General features: G+C 76.2%; 10 protein-coding genes, 1 pseudogene and 1 riboswitch. Of the genes and pseudogenes, 5 read left to right on the top strand and 6 right to left on the bottom strand.

All coding sequences use genetic code 11. The features are described from left to right. Positions 1 to 24 precede the first annotated feature (24 nt). Entirely contained in the window at positions 25 to 1,197 is a 1,173-nt protein-coding gene (locus O7633_RS11245; protein WP_282327731.1) for an alcohol dehydrogenase catalytic domain-containing protein, read from the bottom strand. 113 nt (positions 1,198 to 1,310) lie between these two features. Then, positions 1,311 to 1,703, bottom strand: a pseudogene (locus tag O7633_RS11240) (hypothetical protein); the annotation flags it as partial. Between the two features lie 271 nt (positions 1,704 to 1,974). Between O7633_RS11240 and O7633_RS11235 the strand changes: the two are divergent. The 3 genes from O7633_RS11235 to O7633_RS11225 all read left to right on the top strand — a co-directional run bounded on the left by O7633_RS11235 (position 1,975) and on the right by O7633_RS11225 (position 9,792). Continuing rightward, the gene (locus O7633_RS11235) at positions 1,975 to 4,812 is read left to right on the top strand and encodes a LuxR family transcriptional regulator (protein ID WP_282328522.1); all 2,838 of its coding nucleotides are present in this window, start codon (positions 1,975 to 1,977) and stop codon (positions 4,810 to 4,812) included. A 165-nt stretch (positions 4,813 to 4,977) separates the two neighbouring features. Continuing rightward, complete coding sequence (locus O7633_RS11230; protein ID WP_282327730.1) at positions 4,978 to 6,774, top strand: hypothetical protein; 1,797 nt, start codon at positions 4,978 to 4,980, stop codon at positions 6,772 to 6,774. A gap of 255 nt (positions 6,775 to 7,029) precedes the next feature. Then, positions 7,030 to 9,792, top strand: coding sequence for a cellulose binding domain-containing protein (locus O7633_RS11225; protein WP_282327729.1), 2,763 nt, complete (start codon positions 7,030 to 7,032; stop codon positions 9,790 to 9,792). 165 nt (positions 9,793 to 9,957) lie between these two features. Here O7633_RS11225 and O7633_RS11220 read toward each other — a convergent pair whose 3' ends face one another. Together O7633_RS11220 and O7633_RS11215 are read right to left on the bottom strand one after the other, a co-directional pair. Beyond that, positions 9,958 to 10,365 carry a hypothetical protein gene (locus O7633_RS11220; protein ID WP_074474671.1) on the bottom strand — a complete coding sequence of 136 codons (408 nt, stop codon included), beginning with the start codon at positions 10,363 to 10,365 and terminating at the stop codon, positions 9,958 to 9,960. A 159-nt stretch (positions 10,366 to 10,524) separates the two neighbouring features. Next, positions 10,525 to 10,668 (bottom strand): hypothetical protein, encoded by a 144-nt coding sequence (locus O7633_RS11215; RefSeq protein ID WP_158229444.1) that lies wholly within the window; start codon positions 10,666 to 10,668, stop codon positions 10,525 to 10,527. A gap of 340 nt (positions 10,669 to 11,008) precedes the next feature. Between O7633_RS11215 and O7633_RS11210 the strand changes: the two genes are divergently transcribed. Both O7633_RS11210 and O7633_RS11205 read left to right on the top strand, forming a co-directional pair. After that, the gene (locus tag O7633_RS11210) at positions 11,009 to 11,371 is read left to right on the top strand and encodes an STAS domain-containing protein (RefSeq protein ID WP_043966924.1); all 363 of its coding nucleotides are present in this window, start codon (positions 11,009 to 11,011) and stop codon (positions 11,369 to 11,371) included. Between the two features lie 77 nt (positions 11,372 to 11,448). Further along, positions 11,449 to 11,898, top strand: coding sequence for an SRPBCC family protein (locus O7633_RS11205; RefSeq protein ID WP_282327724.1), 450 nt, complete (start codon positions 11,449 to 11,451; stop codon positions 11,896 to 11,898). Between the two features lie 48 nt (positions 11,899 to 11,946). Here O7633_RS11205 and O7633_RS11200 read toward each other — a convergent pair whose 3' ends face one another. After that, positions 11,947 to 13,017 carry a hypothetical protein gene (locus O7633_RS11200; RefSeq protein ID WP_282327722.1) on the bottom strand — a complete coding sequence of 357 codons (1,071 nt, stop codon included), beginning with the start codon at positions 13,015 to 13,017 and terminating at the stop codon, positions 11,947 to 11,949. Between the two features lie 4 nt (positions 13,018 to 13,021). Beyond that, positions 13,022 to 13,151, bottom strand: a riboswitch (cyclic di-AMP (ydaO/yuaA leader). 153 nt (positions 13,152 to 13,304) lie between these two features. After that, the gene (locus O7633_RS11195) at positions 13,305 to 14,219 is read right to left on the bottom strand and encodes a cation diffusion facilitator family transporter (RefSeq protein ID WP_278128551.1); all 915 of its coding nucleotides are present in this window, start codon (positions 14,217 to 14,219) and stop codon (positions 13,305 to 13,307) included. Positions 14,220 to 14,284 lie beyond the last annotated feature (65 nt).

Genomic DNA, 14,284 nt, shown 5'->3' with positions numbered 1-14,284 from the left:
GGGCGCTCAGGGCGCTCAGAGCGCTCAGGGCGTGAAGACCGTGCGCAGGCAGCCGTCGGCGCGGGTGCGGAACAGGTCGTAGCCGAGCGCGCCCTGCTCCAGGGGCAGGTGATGGGTCGCCAGGTGCCCCGTGTGGATCTCGCCGCGGGCCATCCGGTCCAGCAGCATCGGGATCGAGCGCTGCCCGTGCTGCCGGGCGGCGCGCACGGTCAGCCCCTTCTGCATGACCGCGCCCAGCGGGAACGTGTCGACGAACCCGGTGAACGTGCCGAGCACCACCACCGTGCCGCCCTTGCGGCAGGCGTGCACCGCCTCGCGTACCGCGATGGGCCGGTCGTGGGCGGCGCCGGGCCACGCGGCGGCGAACCGCTCGGCCAGCGACCGGGGCTCCCCGCCGTCCCAGGCCATGCCGACGGCCTCCACGCACACGTCGGGGCCCCGCCCGCCGCTGCGTTCCCGCAGCTCGGCCGGGACGTCGACGCTCAGGTAGTCGAGGGTCTCCGCGCCGAGGTGCCGCTGCGCCAGGCTCAGCCGCTGCGGGTAGCGGTCGATCACCACCACCCGGTCCGCGCCGCGCAGCAGCGCCGCCTGCGCGGCCATCTGGCCCACCGCGCCCGCGCCCCAGACCGCCACCACGTCGCCCGGGGACACCTCGCCCAGCTCGGCGGCGAGCCAGCCGGCCGGCACCGCGTCCGAGGCGAAGACCGCCCGGTCGTCGTCCACCGGCTCCGGCACCGGGAACGCCCCGACGTCGGCGTACGGCACCCGGACGTACTCGGCGTGACTGCCGGCGAAGCCCCCGGCCGACCGGGGCTGGCCGAAGCAGCCGCCGGTGGGCTGCCCCCACGCCGCCTCGGCGGCCGCCGGCCCGGTGCTGCCGTTGTCGCAGCAGGCGAAGAGGCCCTGCCGGCAGTACCAGCAGTTGCCGCAGGCCACGGCCGCGCAGACCACCACCCGGTCGCCGATGCGGTGCCGCCTGACCCCGGGGCCGACCTCCACCACGTCGCCGAGGAACTCGTGCCCGAGCACGTCGCCGACGGACAGCGCCGCCGTTCGCCCGGCGAGCAGCGGCAGGTCCGCCCCGCAGGTGGCGCTGCGCCGCACCCGGACGATGGCGTCGGCGGAGTTGCGCAGCTCGGGGTCGGGCACCTGGCGCACCGCGAGGCCGTCCGCGCCGAGCCAGCACAGCGCCCTCATCCGGGCACCGCCGGGTCGCCGCCGGGCCCCACCGGGCCGGGCCCGGCCGCCCCGGGCCACCCGGTCCCGGGCCCGGCCGGGGCGGACCGCGCCGGTCGGGGTCCCTCCACCGGGGAACGGTCCGCGCGCAGCAGCTCACCGGTCTCGGCGAGCTGCTTGGCCTGGCGCAGCGCCTCACGGACCAGCGGCGCGGGGTCGCCGCCGACGAGGTGGGCGGCCATCCCGGTGACCGGCACGCCGCGTACCGGCCGGGCCGCCAGCTCGGTGCCGCGCCCGCCGGGCGCGGGCCCCTGCGCCACCTCCACCGCCCCGTCGAGCCGGCGCAGCGGCTCCGGCCACCGCCCGCCGGGCAGGACCCGCTCCGGCGGCCGGTCGATCGTGACCACCTGCCAGCCGTCGCGCGGGCCGGCCTCGCGCGGGCGGCCGCCCCGGAACGGCGCGCGCAGCACCCGCGCCACCGTCACCCCGGCGACCGCGCCGGCCACCACCCCGGCGGTACGGGCCAGCGCCCGACCGCCCCGCCTGCCCCGTCCCATCCGTCCCACCCGCCTCTCCACTGCGGCCGCCGACGGGCCCGTCCAGCCGGTCCGCCGTCGGCACGGCGGGACCCGCGCGGCCGACGACCGGTGCCCCCAGCCTCGGCGGCGGCCGGGTGAACCGGGATCCCCCCGAAGGGGTGAACCGGCCGGGGCCGGGTAACCGCCCGCCGCACGAGCCGGGGAGGGACGCGTGGCGTGGGGGTGCCGCATGACGCAGCACGAGGTGGACGGCGCGACGATGGTTGCCGGCGGCGACCCCGGGCCGGTGGGGCCGCTGCTGGCGTCCCGGCTCACGCCGGCCCCGCCGCCCGAGCCGGTGCTGGTCCGGCCCCGCCTGCTGCGCCGGCTGGACGAGGGCGTCGCCGGGGCACTCACCCTGGTCACCGCGCCCGCCGGCTGGGGCAAGACCACGCTGCTCGGGTCGTGGGCCCGGACCGTCGAGCCGGCACCGGCGTGGGTGTCGGTGGAGGCGGGCGACACGGGGGCGCGGCTGTGGGCGTACCTGACGGCGGCCCTGCACCCGCACGCGCCCGCCGGTGACCCGGCCCGGCCCGACCGGCTGGAACTGCTGGCCGCCGCGCTGGCCGCCCGGGACCGCCCGGTGCTGCTGGTCCTCGACGACGTGCACCGGGTCCCCGACCCGGCGGCGCTGACCGGCCTGGAGTTCCTGCTCCGCCACGCCGGGGGGCGGCTGCGGGTGGTGGCCGGGGCCCGCACCGACCCGCCGGCGGGGCTGCACCGGCTGCGGCTCGCCGGTGAGCTGACCACGGTGGGCCCCGCCGAGCTGGCCTTCACCGACGACGAGGTGGCCGACCTGCTCGTCGCGCACGGCGTGCTCCTGCCGGCCGCGGCGGTGCCCCGGCTGCGCGCGCGTACCGGCGGCTGGGCGGCCGGGCTGCGGCTGGCCGCGCTGGCCGCGCGGGACCGGCCGGACCCGGTGCGCTGGCTGGAGCAGTTCGGCGGCGACGAGCCGGACGTGGCCGGCTACCTGCGCGCGGAGGTGCTCGACCCGCTCGACGCCGCGGCCCGGGACGCGCTGCGCCGCAGCACGGTGGCCGACGCCGTCAGCGCCGACCTGGTCGACGCGTTGACCGGCCGGTCCGACGCCGGGCGGGCGCTGACCGCGCTGGCCGCGGCCGGCGGCTTCGTGGACCGCGACGACAGCCGGCCGCCCTGGTACCGCTGCCATCCGCTGCTGGCCGACCTGCTCCGCGCCGAGCTGGGCGAGCTGACCGACGCGGAGCGCCGGGACCTGCACCGGCGGGCGGCCGACTGGTACGCCGGGCACGCCCGCCCCGCCGAGGCGCTGCGGCACGCCCTCGCCGCCGGGCGCTGGGACGCGGCCACCGAGCTGCTGGTCACCGGCTGGCCGGACCTCGTGCCGTACGACCGGGAGGGCGCGGGCGGGCCCGTCCCCGCCGCGCCCCCGGAGGCCGCCGTCCGGCGGGACCCCGAGCTGGCGCTGGCCGCCGCCGCCGAGCGGGCCCACGCGGGCGACGCCGACGCCGCCGCCGCGCAGCTGCACCGGGCCGCCGGGCACGCGCGGTCGCTGCCCGTGCCGCGCCGGGACCGGTTCCGTCGGCTGGCCGTCGCCCTGGAGGTCACCCTCGCCCGGCTGGCCGGCGACCCCGACGAGGTACGCCGGGCGGCGGCGCGCCTGCTCGCCACGCGTACCCCCGAGGGGTCGGCGGACGACCCGCGCACCGGCGCCGCCGACGACGCCGACGTGCGGGCGACGGCCGGGGCGGCCCTCGGCCTGGTGGCGCTCTCCGGCGGCGACCTGCGCGGCGCGGCGGCCGAATTCGACGCCGCGCTCGTGGCGGCCCGGGCGGCCGGTCGGGCGCGCACCGAGCTGCTCTGCGCGAGCCGGTCCGCCCTGCTGCACGCGGCCCTCGGGGAGCTGCGGGCCGCCGAGCGGGCCGCCGGGGAAGCCCTGGCGATGCCGCCCGGTCAGGGCTGGTCCTGCCGCACCGACTGCGCGTACGCCCACCTGTCGCTGGCCGTCGTCGCGCTGCACCGGGACCGGCCCGACGACGCGGAGGCGCACCTGGCGCTGGCCGGCCCGGCCGCCGACGAGCCGGCGGCGGCGGCGCTCGCCGCGCTGTGCCGGGCGACGCTGCTGCGCGACCGGGGCGACCCGGCCGCCGGCCGACGCCTGCTGGCGGCGGCCCGGGACGCCCTCGCCCCACCGACGACCGGCGACGGCCCCGCACCCGCCGTCGACCGGTCCGCGCCCGCGCCCGCCGATGGCCGGTCCGGGTCCGTGCTGGTCGTCGACCGGTCCGGGCCCGCTTGGGTCGCCGGCCGGTCCGCGTCTGCGTCGGCCGTCGGCCGGTCCGCGCCCGCGCCGGCCGGGCGGGGTGGTGGCGCGGGGGAGCTGGCCGGCTGGCTGCTGGCCGCCGAGGCGGACCTGCGGGCCGCCCACGGCGACGCCGACGCCGCCCGGGAGCTGCTGGCCGGCGCGCCGGGCCGGCCGGACGGCCCGGCCGGGGCGGCCGCCGTGGCCCTGGCCCGGGTCGAGCTGCGCGCCGGCGACCCGGCCGCCGCCGCCCGCGCCCTGCCGCGCTGGGACGGCCCGGAGGCCGCCGCGTGGCCGCTGCCGGTGCGCCTCGACGCCGGCCTGCTCGACGCGGCGCTCGCCGCGCGGGCCGGGGACGCCCGACGGGCCGGGCGGACGCTGGAGCGGGTCCTGGAGCTGGCCGCCGACGAGGGGTTCCGCCGGCCGTTCACCCGGGCCGAGCCCGGGGTGCGGGACCTGCTCGCGGCGCACCTCGACTCCGGCACGGCCCACTGGCCGACGGTGAGCGACCTGGTCCGGGCGGCACAGGAGCCGCCCGCGCGGCCGGGCCCCGCGCCGGGCCCCGCGCCGGACCGGGCGCTCGACGAGCCGCTCACCGAGCGGGAGCTGACCATCCTGCGCTACCTCCAGAGCATCCTGTCCAACGTGGAGATCGCCGCCGAGCTGTCCCTGTCGGTGAACACCGTCAAGACGCACGTGCGCAACATCTACCGCAAGCTGGACGCCACCCGCCGCCGGGAGGCCGTCCGCCGCGCCCGCGAGCTGCGCCTGATCTGACGGCCCGCCCGTGCCGCTCCCCGGGCCGCGTGGTTAGGAGGGGGCCCTTCCTATGCAGAAAGCGTTAAGAAGGGGCCCTTCCTTGCAGTGATGATGGTCGACAAGACGGCGGGCGGTCCGGCACGATCTGGGGCGGCGTTGACCGTCGGGAGCGGGGAGCAGGCGATGGGTGAGGTTGGCGAGGCGGCACCGGTCGACGTCACCGGGCCGCCGGCGGCCGTCGGTCGGGGGCGGGCGGTGGCCGGACGGCTCGCCCGGTTCGCCCGGCACGAGTGGACCCTCGCGGTGCTCGGGTCGCTGCTGCTGGCCGTGGTGCTGACCTGGCCGACGGTGCGCGACCTGACCGGCACCATCCCGCAGGACGTCGGCGACCCGACCTTGCAGGCGTGGCAGGTCGCCTGGGGCGGGCACGCGGTGCTCACCAACCCGACGCAGCTCTGGCACTCGAACACGTTCTGGCCGGAGCCGTACACGTACGCGTACTCGGACACGCTGCTCGGCTACGCCCCGTTCGGCTTCTTCGGCGAGGGGCCGGTCGCCGCCGTGGCCCGCTACAACCTGCTGTACGTGCTGGTGCACGCGCTCGCCTTCGTCGGCGCGTACGCGCTGTCGCGGCAGCTCGGCGCGGGCCGGGCGGGCGCGGCGGTGGCCGGGGCGTCCTTCGCGTACGCGCCGTGGAAGCTGGCCCAGGCCGGGCACCTGCACGTGCTCAGCATCGGCGGGATCGCCCTGGCGCTGGCCATGCTGGCCCGGGGCCACGGCTGGTCGTTGCGGCACGGCTACCGCCCCGAGCGGGCGCGCCCCGGCTGGGCGGTGGCGGGCTGGGCGGCCGCCGCCTGGCAGGTCAGCCTCGGCTTCGGCATCGGCCTGCCCTTCGCGTACGCGCTGGCGCTGCTCTGCCTCGGCGCGGCCGGCGGGTACGGCTGGTCGTGGTGGCGGCACCGGCGGCGGCCGGCGTTCGGCCGCCGGCTGCTGGTGGCGGACCTGGCGGGCGGCGTGTTCTTCGCCGGGGTGACCCTGCTGATGGCCGCGCCCTACTTCGAGGTGGTGGCCCGGCACCCGGACGGCCGGCGCACGGTCGAGCAGATCGCGATGTTCTCCCCGCCGCTGCGCGGTTTTCTCACCGCGCCGCCGGAGTCGTGGCTGTGGGGGGAGCGGCACGAGGCGGCGCGGGCCTCGCTGACCTTCGCCGGGGAGATGACGCTGCTGCCCGGGATGGTGCTGATCGGGCTCGCCGCCGCCGGGCTGTTCGTGTCGGCGTGGCGGGTGCGGCACCGGGTGGCGCTGGCCGCCGGGGCGCTGGTGACCGTGGCGCTGGCCGCCGGCACCACGCTGGGCGGGGACGGCGACCCGGGGTACGTCACGCTGGTGGAGCACGTGCCGGGCTGGGACGGGGTCCGCACCCCGGGCCGGCTGGTGCTGTGGACGACGCTGCTGCTGGGCGTGCTGGCCGCCGGGGCGCTGACCGTGGGCGACACCGATTCGGAGCCGGGCGCGGAGAAGGCGGGGCGGCCGGGCGGCGGGTGGCGGCGCTGGGGGCGGCTGGTGCTGGTGCTGCCGGTGCTGCTGGTGCTCGCCGAGGGCGTCAACCGGACGCCGCACGTGCCGGCCCCGGTCGCGCCGGCGGCGATGCACGGGCTGCGCGGCCCGGCGCTGGTGCTGCCCAGCGACGGCATCCGGGAGTTCCACGTGATGCTCTGGTCCACCGACGGCTTCCCGAAGATCGTCAACGGGCTGGCGTCGTTCGTGCCGGCCAAGCAGCAGGAGATCCGGGCGGCGAGCACGGGCTTCCCGGACGCCGCGTCGGTGGCGTACCTGCGGGGCGTCGGGGTGCGCACGGTGGTGGTGCTGCCGGCCTACACGGCGGGCACCCCGTGGCAGGGCGCGGAGACCCGGCCGGTCGACGGGCTGGGCGTGCGGCGCGAGGCCGTCGGCGACGGATACGTCTACCACCTCGACTGAGACTGGCACGTCTCCCACCTCGACTGATCGGCCGTCGCCGTCCCGCCGGCCGGGCGAGTTTGTTTGGAGTGCTTCCTAACTCGGCCCGGTAGAGGTTACCGTGAATGCCTTCCTCGGCAGCGGGAGCCGCGCGCGCCGGTGGGAAGCCCGGGCAGGCTTCCCGCGCCCCGACGTCGGGCCTGGGCACGGTCGTCCGTCGACCGCCGACGTCGTGCTCGTCCCACCATCACGGGCATCCCCGAGAGGAAACCGCAGATGCGGAGAGGTCTTGTCGGCGCGGTCACCACCGTGCTGGCCGCCGCCACGGCAGTCGTGGCCGTTCAGTTCACCGTCGCCCCGTCCACCGAGGCGGTTGCGGCCGCCTCGGAGCCGTACTCCTTCAAGAACGTACGGATCGACGGTGGCGGCTTCGTCCCCGGCGTCGTCTTCAACCCCACCGAGAAGAACCTGATCTACGCCCGCACCGACATCGGCGGCCTGTACCGCTGGGAGCAGGCCAGCCAGTCCTGGACGCCGCTGCTGGACTGGGTCGGCGCGGACAAGTGGGGCTACAACGGCGTGGTCAGCGTCGCCACCGACCCGGTGCAGACCAACCGGGTGTACGCCGCCGTCGGCATGTACACCAACGACTGGGACCCGAACAACGGCGCGATCCTGCGCTCGTCGGACAAGGGCGCGACCTGGCAGGCCACCGAGCTGCCGTTCAAGAACGGCGGCAACATGCCCGGCCGGGGCATGGGTGAGCGCCTCGCCGTCGACCCGAACAAGAACAGCACTATCTACTACGGCGCCGAGGGCGGCAACGGCCTGTGGCGCAGCACCGACTACGGCGCGACCTGGGCCAAGGTCGCCAACTTCCCCAACGTCGGCAACTACAAGGCCGACCCGAACGACACCACCGGCTACCAGAGCCAGAACCAGGGCCTGACCTGGGTGTCGTTCGACAAGAGCACGGGCACGGCCGGCAACGCCACCCAGACGATCTACGTCGGCGTGGCCGACAAGGCCAACCCGGTCTACCGCAGCACCAACGGCGGCGCCACCTGGGAGCGGATCCCCGGCCAGCCGACCGGCTACCTCGCCCACAAGGGCGTCGTGGACCCGGTGGGCGGCTACCTCTACATCGCCACCAGCGACACCGGCGGCCCGTACGACGGGGCCAAGGGCGACGTGTGGAAGTTCAACCGGGCCACCGGCGCGTGGACGCAGATCAGCCCGATCCCGTCGTCCAGCTCCGACGCGTACTTCGGCTACTCCGGCCTGACCATCGACCGGCAGAAGCCGAACACCCTGATGGTGGCCACCCAGATCTCCTGGTGGCCGGACGCGATCTTCTGGCGCAGCACCGACGGGGGCGCGACCTGGTCCCGGATCTGGGAGTTCACCAGCTACCCGGACCGCAGCAAGAAGTACACCATGGACATCTCCTCGGTGCCGTGGCTGACCTTCGGCACCAACCCGGCCCCGCCGGAGGAGACGCCGAAGCTGGGCTGGATGAACGAGTCGGTCGAGATCGACCCGCACGACTCCAACCGGTTCATGTACGGCACCGGCGCGACCATCTACGGCAGCACCGACCTGACCAAGTGGGACACCGGCGGCCAGCTCACCATCAAGCCGATGGTCAAGGGCCTGGAGGAGACCGCCGTGCTCGACCTGATCAGCCCGCCCACCGGGGCCCCGCTGGTCAGCGCGCTCGGCGACCTCGGCGGCTTCCGGCACACCGACCTCGACGCCGTGCCGGCGAAGATCTTCAGCCAGCCGGTCTTCACCAGCACCACCAGCATCGACTACGCCGAGGCCAACCCGGCTACGATGGTGCGGGCCGGCAACTTCACCGACGCCGACCGCCCCAACGACAGCCACGTCGCGTTCTCCACCGACGGCGGAGCCAACTGGTTCCAGGGCAGCGAGCCGGGCGGGATCAACAACGGCGGCACCGTCGCCGCGTCCGCCGACGGCAGCCAGTTCGTCTGGTCGCCGGGCGACGCCGGCCAGCAGGTCGTCCGCTCGGTGGGCTTCGGCAACTCGTGGACCGCGGCGACCGGGATCCCGGCCAACGCCGTCGTCGAGTCCGACCGGGTCAACAAGAACAAGTTCTACGGCTTCTCCGGCGGCAGGTTCTACGTCAGCACCAACGGCGGGGCGAGCTTCACCGCGTCGGCGGCCACCGGGCTGCCGAGCACCGGGAACGTGAAGTTCAAGGCGGTGCCCGGCAAGGAGGGCGACATCTGGCTGGCCGGCGAGGGCGGGCTGTGGCGCTCGACCGACTCCGGGGCCACCTTCGTCAAGCAGGCCGGCGTGTCGTCGGCGGTGAACGTGGGCTTCGGCAAGGCGGCCCCCGGGCAGACGTACCCGGCGCTGTTCGTCTTCGGCACCGTCGACGGGCAGGCCGGCCTGTTCCGGTCGGACAACACCGGCGCGGCCTGGGTCCGGATCAACGACGACAAGCACCAGTACGGCAACGCGGGCGAGGCCCTGACCGGCGACCCGCGCGTCTACGGGCGGGCCTACCTGGGCACCAACGGGCGGGGCATCATCGTCGCCGACCGGCTCGGCGGGGCGACCACCCCGCCGGCGACGACGCCCCCGGTCACGACCCCGCCGGCGACCACCCCGCCCGCGACGACCCCGCCGGCCACCACGCCCCCGGCCACCACGCCTCCGGTCACGACGCCCCCGGCGACCCCGACGGGCACGCCCGTGCCGGCCGGGGCCTGCTCGGCGACGTACAAGGTGACGACCTCCTGGTCCGGTGGCTTCCAGGGCGAGGTGACCGTGAAGAACAACAGCGGCTCGGCGAAGAGCTTCTGGAGCGTGGTCTGGAACTTCCCCGGCGGCCAGCAGATCACCCAGCTCTGGGGCGGCACCTACACCCAGACCGGGGCGCAGGTCGTGGTGCGGGACGCGGGCTGGAACGGGGCGCTGCCGGTCGGCGGCAGCACCACCTTCGGCTTCGTCGCCAGCGGGACCGGGGCCAACTCGACCCCGGCGATCCTGACCTGCACGGCCAACTGACCGCACACTGACCGCCCCGCGCGGTCCCGAGACGCCGGGCCGGCCTCCCCGCACGGAGGCCGGCCCGGTTCGCGTCTCGAAGGGGTTCGGGCGCTCGCCGGGCCGCGGGTGCTCCTCGGCGGACCGGCGGCGACGGCCGGCCGGTGACGCCCAGCCGCCCGGGACTCAGCCGTCCAGGCCGACCGGGGAGTTGGGCCGGTCGACGTCGACGAACTCGATCTCCTCGACGTCGCGCTCGCCCCGCCGCCCGGCGGCCCGCGCCGCCGAACCGGCGGCCCAGCCGATCGCCGCCCCGGCCAGGGCGGCCCCGACCAGCAGCGCCCAGGGCAGGGCGGGCCGGCGACCGGCGAGCGCGTCGAAGGCCCGCACCGCCCGGCGGCGCGCCTCGTCGGCCGCGGAGCCGACCAGGTCGCCCGCGTCGTCGGCGAGGCCCGAGCCGCTGCGCCGGGCGGAGCGGGCGGTGTCGCGCACGCTGTCCCCGGCGGAGACGACGGCGGAGGCCAGGTGCTGCCAGGCCTGGTCCGCGATCCGCTCCGGCTTGCTGCGGCGCTCCAGCAGGTTGGTTCCGAACATCGTGCTACCTCCTCGGGTGCCGAAGCTTGCGGCCACTTCGGACTGCGGCGTGGGACCGGTGGGCGGCCGACGCGCCGGGCACTGTCCCGGCGCGGTCCGCCCACCGGGGCAGTGCCCCGCCCGCCGCCGCCGCAAACCCCGGCGCGTCGCCCCGTGCCCTCAGCGTACGGACACCACCGCCGCGCCCCGGGCGAAGTCGTCGTCGTCATCGTCGTCGTCGTCCCCGGCGCCGCCGAAGCCGCAGGCCAGCATGAGTGCGAGCAGCGCGCCGACGCCGGCCAGGCCGGCCAGTCTCCGGATCATGGGGGTGGTCCCTTCCGTGCTACGGGTGTGGACGCCGCCGATGCTAGGAGGGGCGGGCAACGGCGGCGGGTCCGGCCGGTGACGGAAGGTGGTCACACGCCCGGGGTGCGGGGTGCGCGCAAAGGTCGGGGGAGACCGCTACCCTGGGTCGGCGACACCGGCCCCGGGCCGGTCGTCCGGCAAACAGGATCTGAAAAGTCCGGATAAGGGCAGCGTGTTTTGCCCTGATCCACGAATTGCTCATCCCGAGGGGTGGCGACCGAGGCCATCGGAGGAATACTCTCGGTCGCGGCCCGCGTACTGATGAGGCGCCCGTCAACGGGCGAGTGGAGGTGCTCGCGTGAGCCTGTCGATCGTGAAGTCGGTTCTTTCCGGTGGTGTCATCGAAATCGCCCCGCGCGGTGAGATCGACGTCGACACCGCGTACGAGGTGCGTGAAGCCATCGCCGAGGTGCTCACCAAGGGGCGGCCCGCCCGCATCGAGCTGAACATGCGTCTCGTCACCTTCATCGACTCCGTCGGCATCAGTGCGATGGTGGCCGGGTTCCAGACCGCCGAGGTCAGCGGGGTGAAGCTGGTCGTCACCGAGCCGAGCCGGTTCGTGCACCGGCAGCTCTGGGTGACCGGCCTGCTCGGCCTCTTCGGCGCCCCGGAGCCCTACCTCGCGGGCACGGCCACCCCCGAGGTGCTGCCGGGCGCCTGACGCGGCCGCCGGCGCAGGTCCACGCGCCGGGGCGTTCGGCCCTTCCCCCACGCCCCCGGGTGGGGGACGATCGACGGATGCCCCGGCGCGACAGCTTCCAGTACTCGGTCCAGGCCCGCTGCCCGCGGGCGGAGGCGGTGGCGCTGCTCAGTGACCCCGCCCGGCAGACCGAGCTGCATCCGTTGATCACGCGGGTGCGCCGGCTGCCGCCCCGGCCGGGCGCCCTGGCCAGCTACGCGATCACCGACCAGCTCGCCGCCGGGCCGGTGCGCTTCGGCGTGACGTACCAGGCGGACGTGCTGACGGTGACCGACGACGAGATCGTCACGGTGGCCCGGCAGCGGCCGGCCACGACGGTGCGTAACCACACCCGGCTGCGCGACGAGCCGGACGGCCTCCTCCGCGTCGACGTGGAGATCACCCTGGCCGCGCCGACGCCGCTGTTCGGCTACGCCTTCCGGCAGGCCCGCTCGGCGCACCTCGGGCTGGCCCGCCGGCTCGGCGAGGTGCTCGGCCGGGCGGCGTAGCGCCCGGCGACCCGCCCCGGTGGGGGAGGGCCGCCGGGGCGCGGTGGCTCAGATCACCGACAGGTGCACGTGGTTGGTGTGGTCGCTGGACGGGTCGCCGTTTCCGCCGCTGTACGCCTTCCAGCCGCTGCTGGGCAGCCAGATCTGCTTGAACCAGATCACGTAGAGCACGGCGAGCCGGTCGGCGTTGCGCACGAAGTACGCCGCCAGGTTGTTGCCGTAGGTGCGGTCCCCGCCGCTGGCCACGCCGCCGAAGCCGCCCTTCTGCGCGGCGAAGTCGCAGGCCCGGCCCTTCGGGTGCTCGCCGGAGCCGCCGGGGCGGTAGCAGGAGACGTACCGGGTGAAGCCGGCGGCCTTGGCCTGGTTGAGCGCGTGCAGGGTGCGCGGGGTGATGCAGCCGTTGGCCGGGGTGGGGTCGTTGACGCTGCACGACTCCGCCGGCCAGGAGCCGTCGGAGTTGCGCTTCGCGGGGGTGGCGTTCGCGCTGGAGGTGCCGCCCGGGCTGGACCCGCCGCCGCTGCTGCTGGCCTTGTCGTTGGCCACGGTGAGGGCCCGTTCGGCCTGCTCCTTGCGCTTGCCCATCAGCGCGACCTGCTTGCGCTGCTCGCGGATCTCGCCGTCGAGGGCCTGCCGGGTCTTCGTCGCCTCGTCCCGGGTGGTCAGCAGCTCGCGCAGCGCCCGGTCCTCGTTCGCGGCGATCGTGTCGAGCGCGGCGGCCCGGTCGAGGAACCCCTCGGGGGAGCTGCTGTCGAGCAGCACCGAGGCGGCGGTGAGCCGGCCCTTCTTGTACGCCACCCCGGCGATCTCGCCGACCTTGGCGCCCCGGGTGACCAGCTCGGCCTCGACCGTCTTGAGCTGGCCGCCGAGCTGCTGCTGCCGCTTCACCGAGCGGTCGAGGGCGGTCTTGGCCTCCAGGTAGCCCTTGCTGGCCGCCTCGAGCTGGGCGCGCAGGGCGGGCGTGCCGCCCTCCTCGTCGTCGCCGGGCGCGGCGAGCAGGCCGACCGGCGGCGCGGCCCCGGCCGGCGTCACCGGCGCGACCCCGAGGCCGACGGCGAGCGTCAGCGCCAGCGCCGCCGCCACCCGGGCGGCGATCCTTCCTACAGGTGCCACTGCTGGCATGTGCGTGTCCTTCCGTCAGCCGCCGACCGGGTTAGCTGACGGGTTCGGGACGGAAGATCCCTACCGCTGGAGCGGATGCACCCCACACACATGGTTCCCCGGCTCGCCCACGGGCGATTAGGCGGCGGCCACCACAGGCGCCGGAGGGCGCCGCCCGGCGGTGGCCGGGGCTGAGCCTACCGGTGCAGATGGGGCCAGCGCTGCCTCCGTGACGGAGGGTACGCGGATGAAACCTGTCAAGTCGGCCATTCGGCCGCGAATGTCGCAAAAATTGCTGGATTCCCGTCTCACCAGCCGGCCGGGCCGCAGCCGTCGCGGGCCGCTCCGGGCTCGACCTGCAACGTGGCGTGCTCGATGTGGAAGTCCTCGTGCAGGGCGGTGCGGGCGGCGGTCAGCACCGCGCCGACCTCCGCGCCGGGCGCCATGGTCAGGTGGGCCGAGGCGACCTCCATGCCGGAGGTCAGCGTCCAGACGTGCAGGTCGTGCACCTCGACCACGCCGGGCACGGCGGCCAGCCGGTCGTGCACGGCGGTCACCTGGAGGTGCTCCGGCGCGGCCTGCACCAGGATGCGCACCGCGGCCCGCCCGAGCCGCCAGGTGCGGGGCAGGATGAACACGCCGATCGCGACGGCCACCGCCGGGTCCGCCCACCACCAGCCGGTCGCCATGATCAGCACCGCCGCGCCGATCACGCCGACCGACCCGAGCAGGTCGCCCAGCACCTCCAGGTACGCCCCGCGCATGTTGATGCTCTCCTTCGCCCCGCTGCGCAGCAGGGCGAACGCGGCGACGTTGGCGAGCAGGCCAAGCACCGCCACCACGAGCATCGGGCCGGTGGTCACCTCGGGCGGGTCGCCGAAACGGCGGACGGCCTCGACGAGGACGTAGACGGCGACGCCGCTGAGCAGCAGGGCGTTGCCGAGCGCGGCGAGCACCTCCAGCCGGTAGAGCCCGAAGGTGCGCTGCGGGTCGGCGGTGGCCCGGCGGGTGGCGGTGATCGCGGCGAGCGCCATGCCGATGCCGAGCACGTCGGTGAACATGTGCCCGGCGTCGGAGAGCAGTGCCAGCGAGCCGGTGCCGAGCGCGGTCGCCGCCTCGACGATCATCAGCGCGGCGAGCAGCGCGAACGCCGCCCAGAGCCGCCCCGAGTGGCGGTCCGCCACGTTCGCCGCCCCGTGGTGGTGGTCATGCCCTGCGCCCACGCCCGCGCCCTCCGTCCGTGATCCCCACCCGGCCCAATCTATGCTCACATCGCAATGTGTGCAAG

Origin of the sequence: Micromonospora sp. WMMD712, from assembly GCF_029581295.1 — a bacterium.
Lineage (GTDB): Bacteria > Actinomycetota > Actinomycetes > Mycobacteriales > Micromonosporaceae > Micromonospora > Micromonospora carbonacea.
The sequence above is the reverse complement of the archived record's forward strand: the minus strand, read 5'-3'. Positions and strand labels throughout refer to the sequence as shown.

Bases quoted from the DNA above. Each gene is read 5' to 3' on its own strand.
- O7633_RS11225 (WP_282327729.1), top strand. From the start codon at position 7,030: ATGCGGAGAGGTCTTGTCGGCGCGGTCACCACCGTGCTGGCCGCCGCC.
- O7633_RS11245 (WP_282327731.1), bottom strand. From the start codon at position 1,197: ATGAGGGCGCTGTGCTGGCTCGGCGCGGACGGCCTCGCGGTGCGCCAG.
- O7633_RS11220 (WP_074474671.1), bottom strand. From the start codon at position 10,365: ATGTTCGGAACCAACCTGCTGGAGCGCCGCAGCAAGCCGGAGCGGATC.
- O7633_RS11215 (WP_158229444.1), bottom strand. From the start codon at position 10,668: ATGATCCGGAGACTGGCCGGCCTGGCCGGCGTCGGCGCGCTGCTCGCA.
- O7633_RS11230 (WP_282327730.1), top strand. From the start codon at position 4,978: ATGGGTGAGGTTGGCGAGGCGGCACCGGTCGACGTCACCGGGCCGCCG.
- O7633_RS11235 (WP_282328522.1), top strand. From the start codon at position 1,975: ATGGTTGCCGGCGGCGACCCCGGGCCGGTGGGGCCGCTGCTGGCGTCC.
- O7633_RS11205 (WP_282327724.1), top strand. From the start codon at position 11,449: ATGCCCCGGCGCGACAGCTTCCAGTACTCGGTCCAGGCCCGCTGCCCG.
- O7633_RS11200 (WP_282327722.1), bottom strand. From the start codon at position 13,017: ATGCCAGCAGTGGCACCTGTAGGAAGGATCGCCGCCCGGGTGGCGGCG.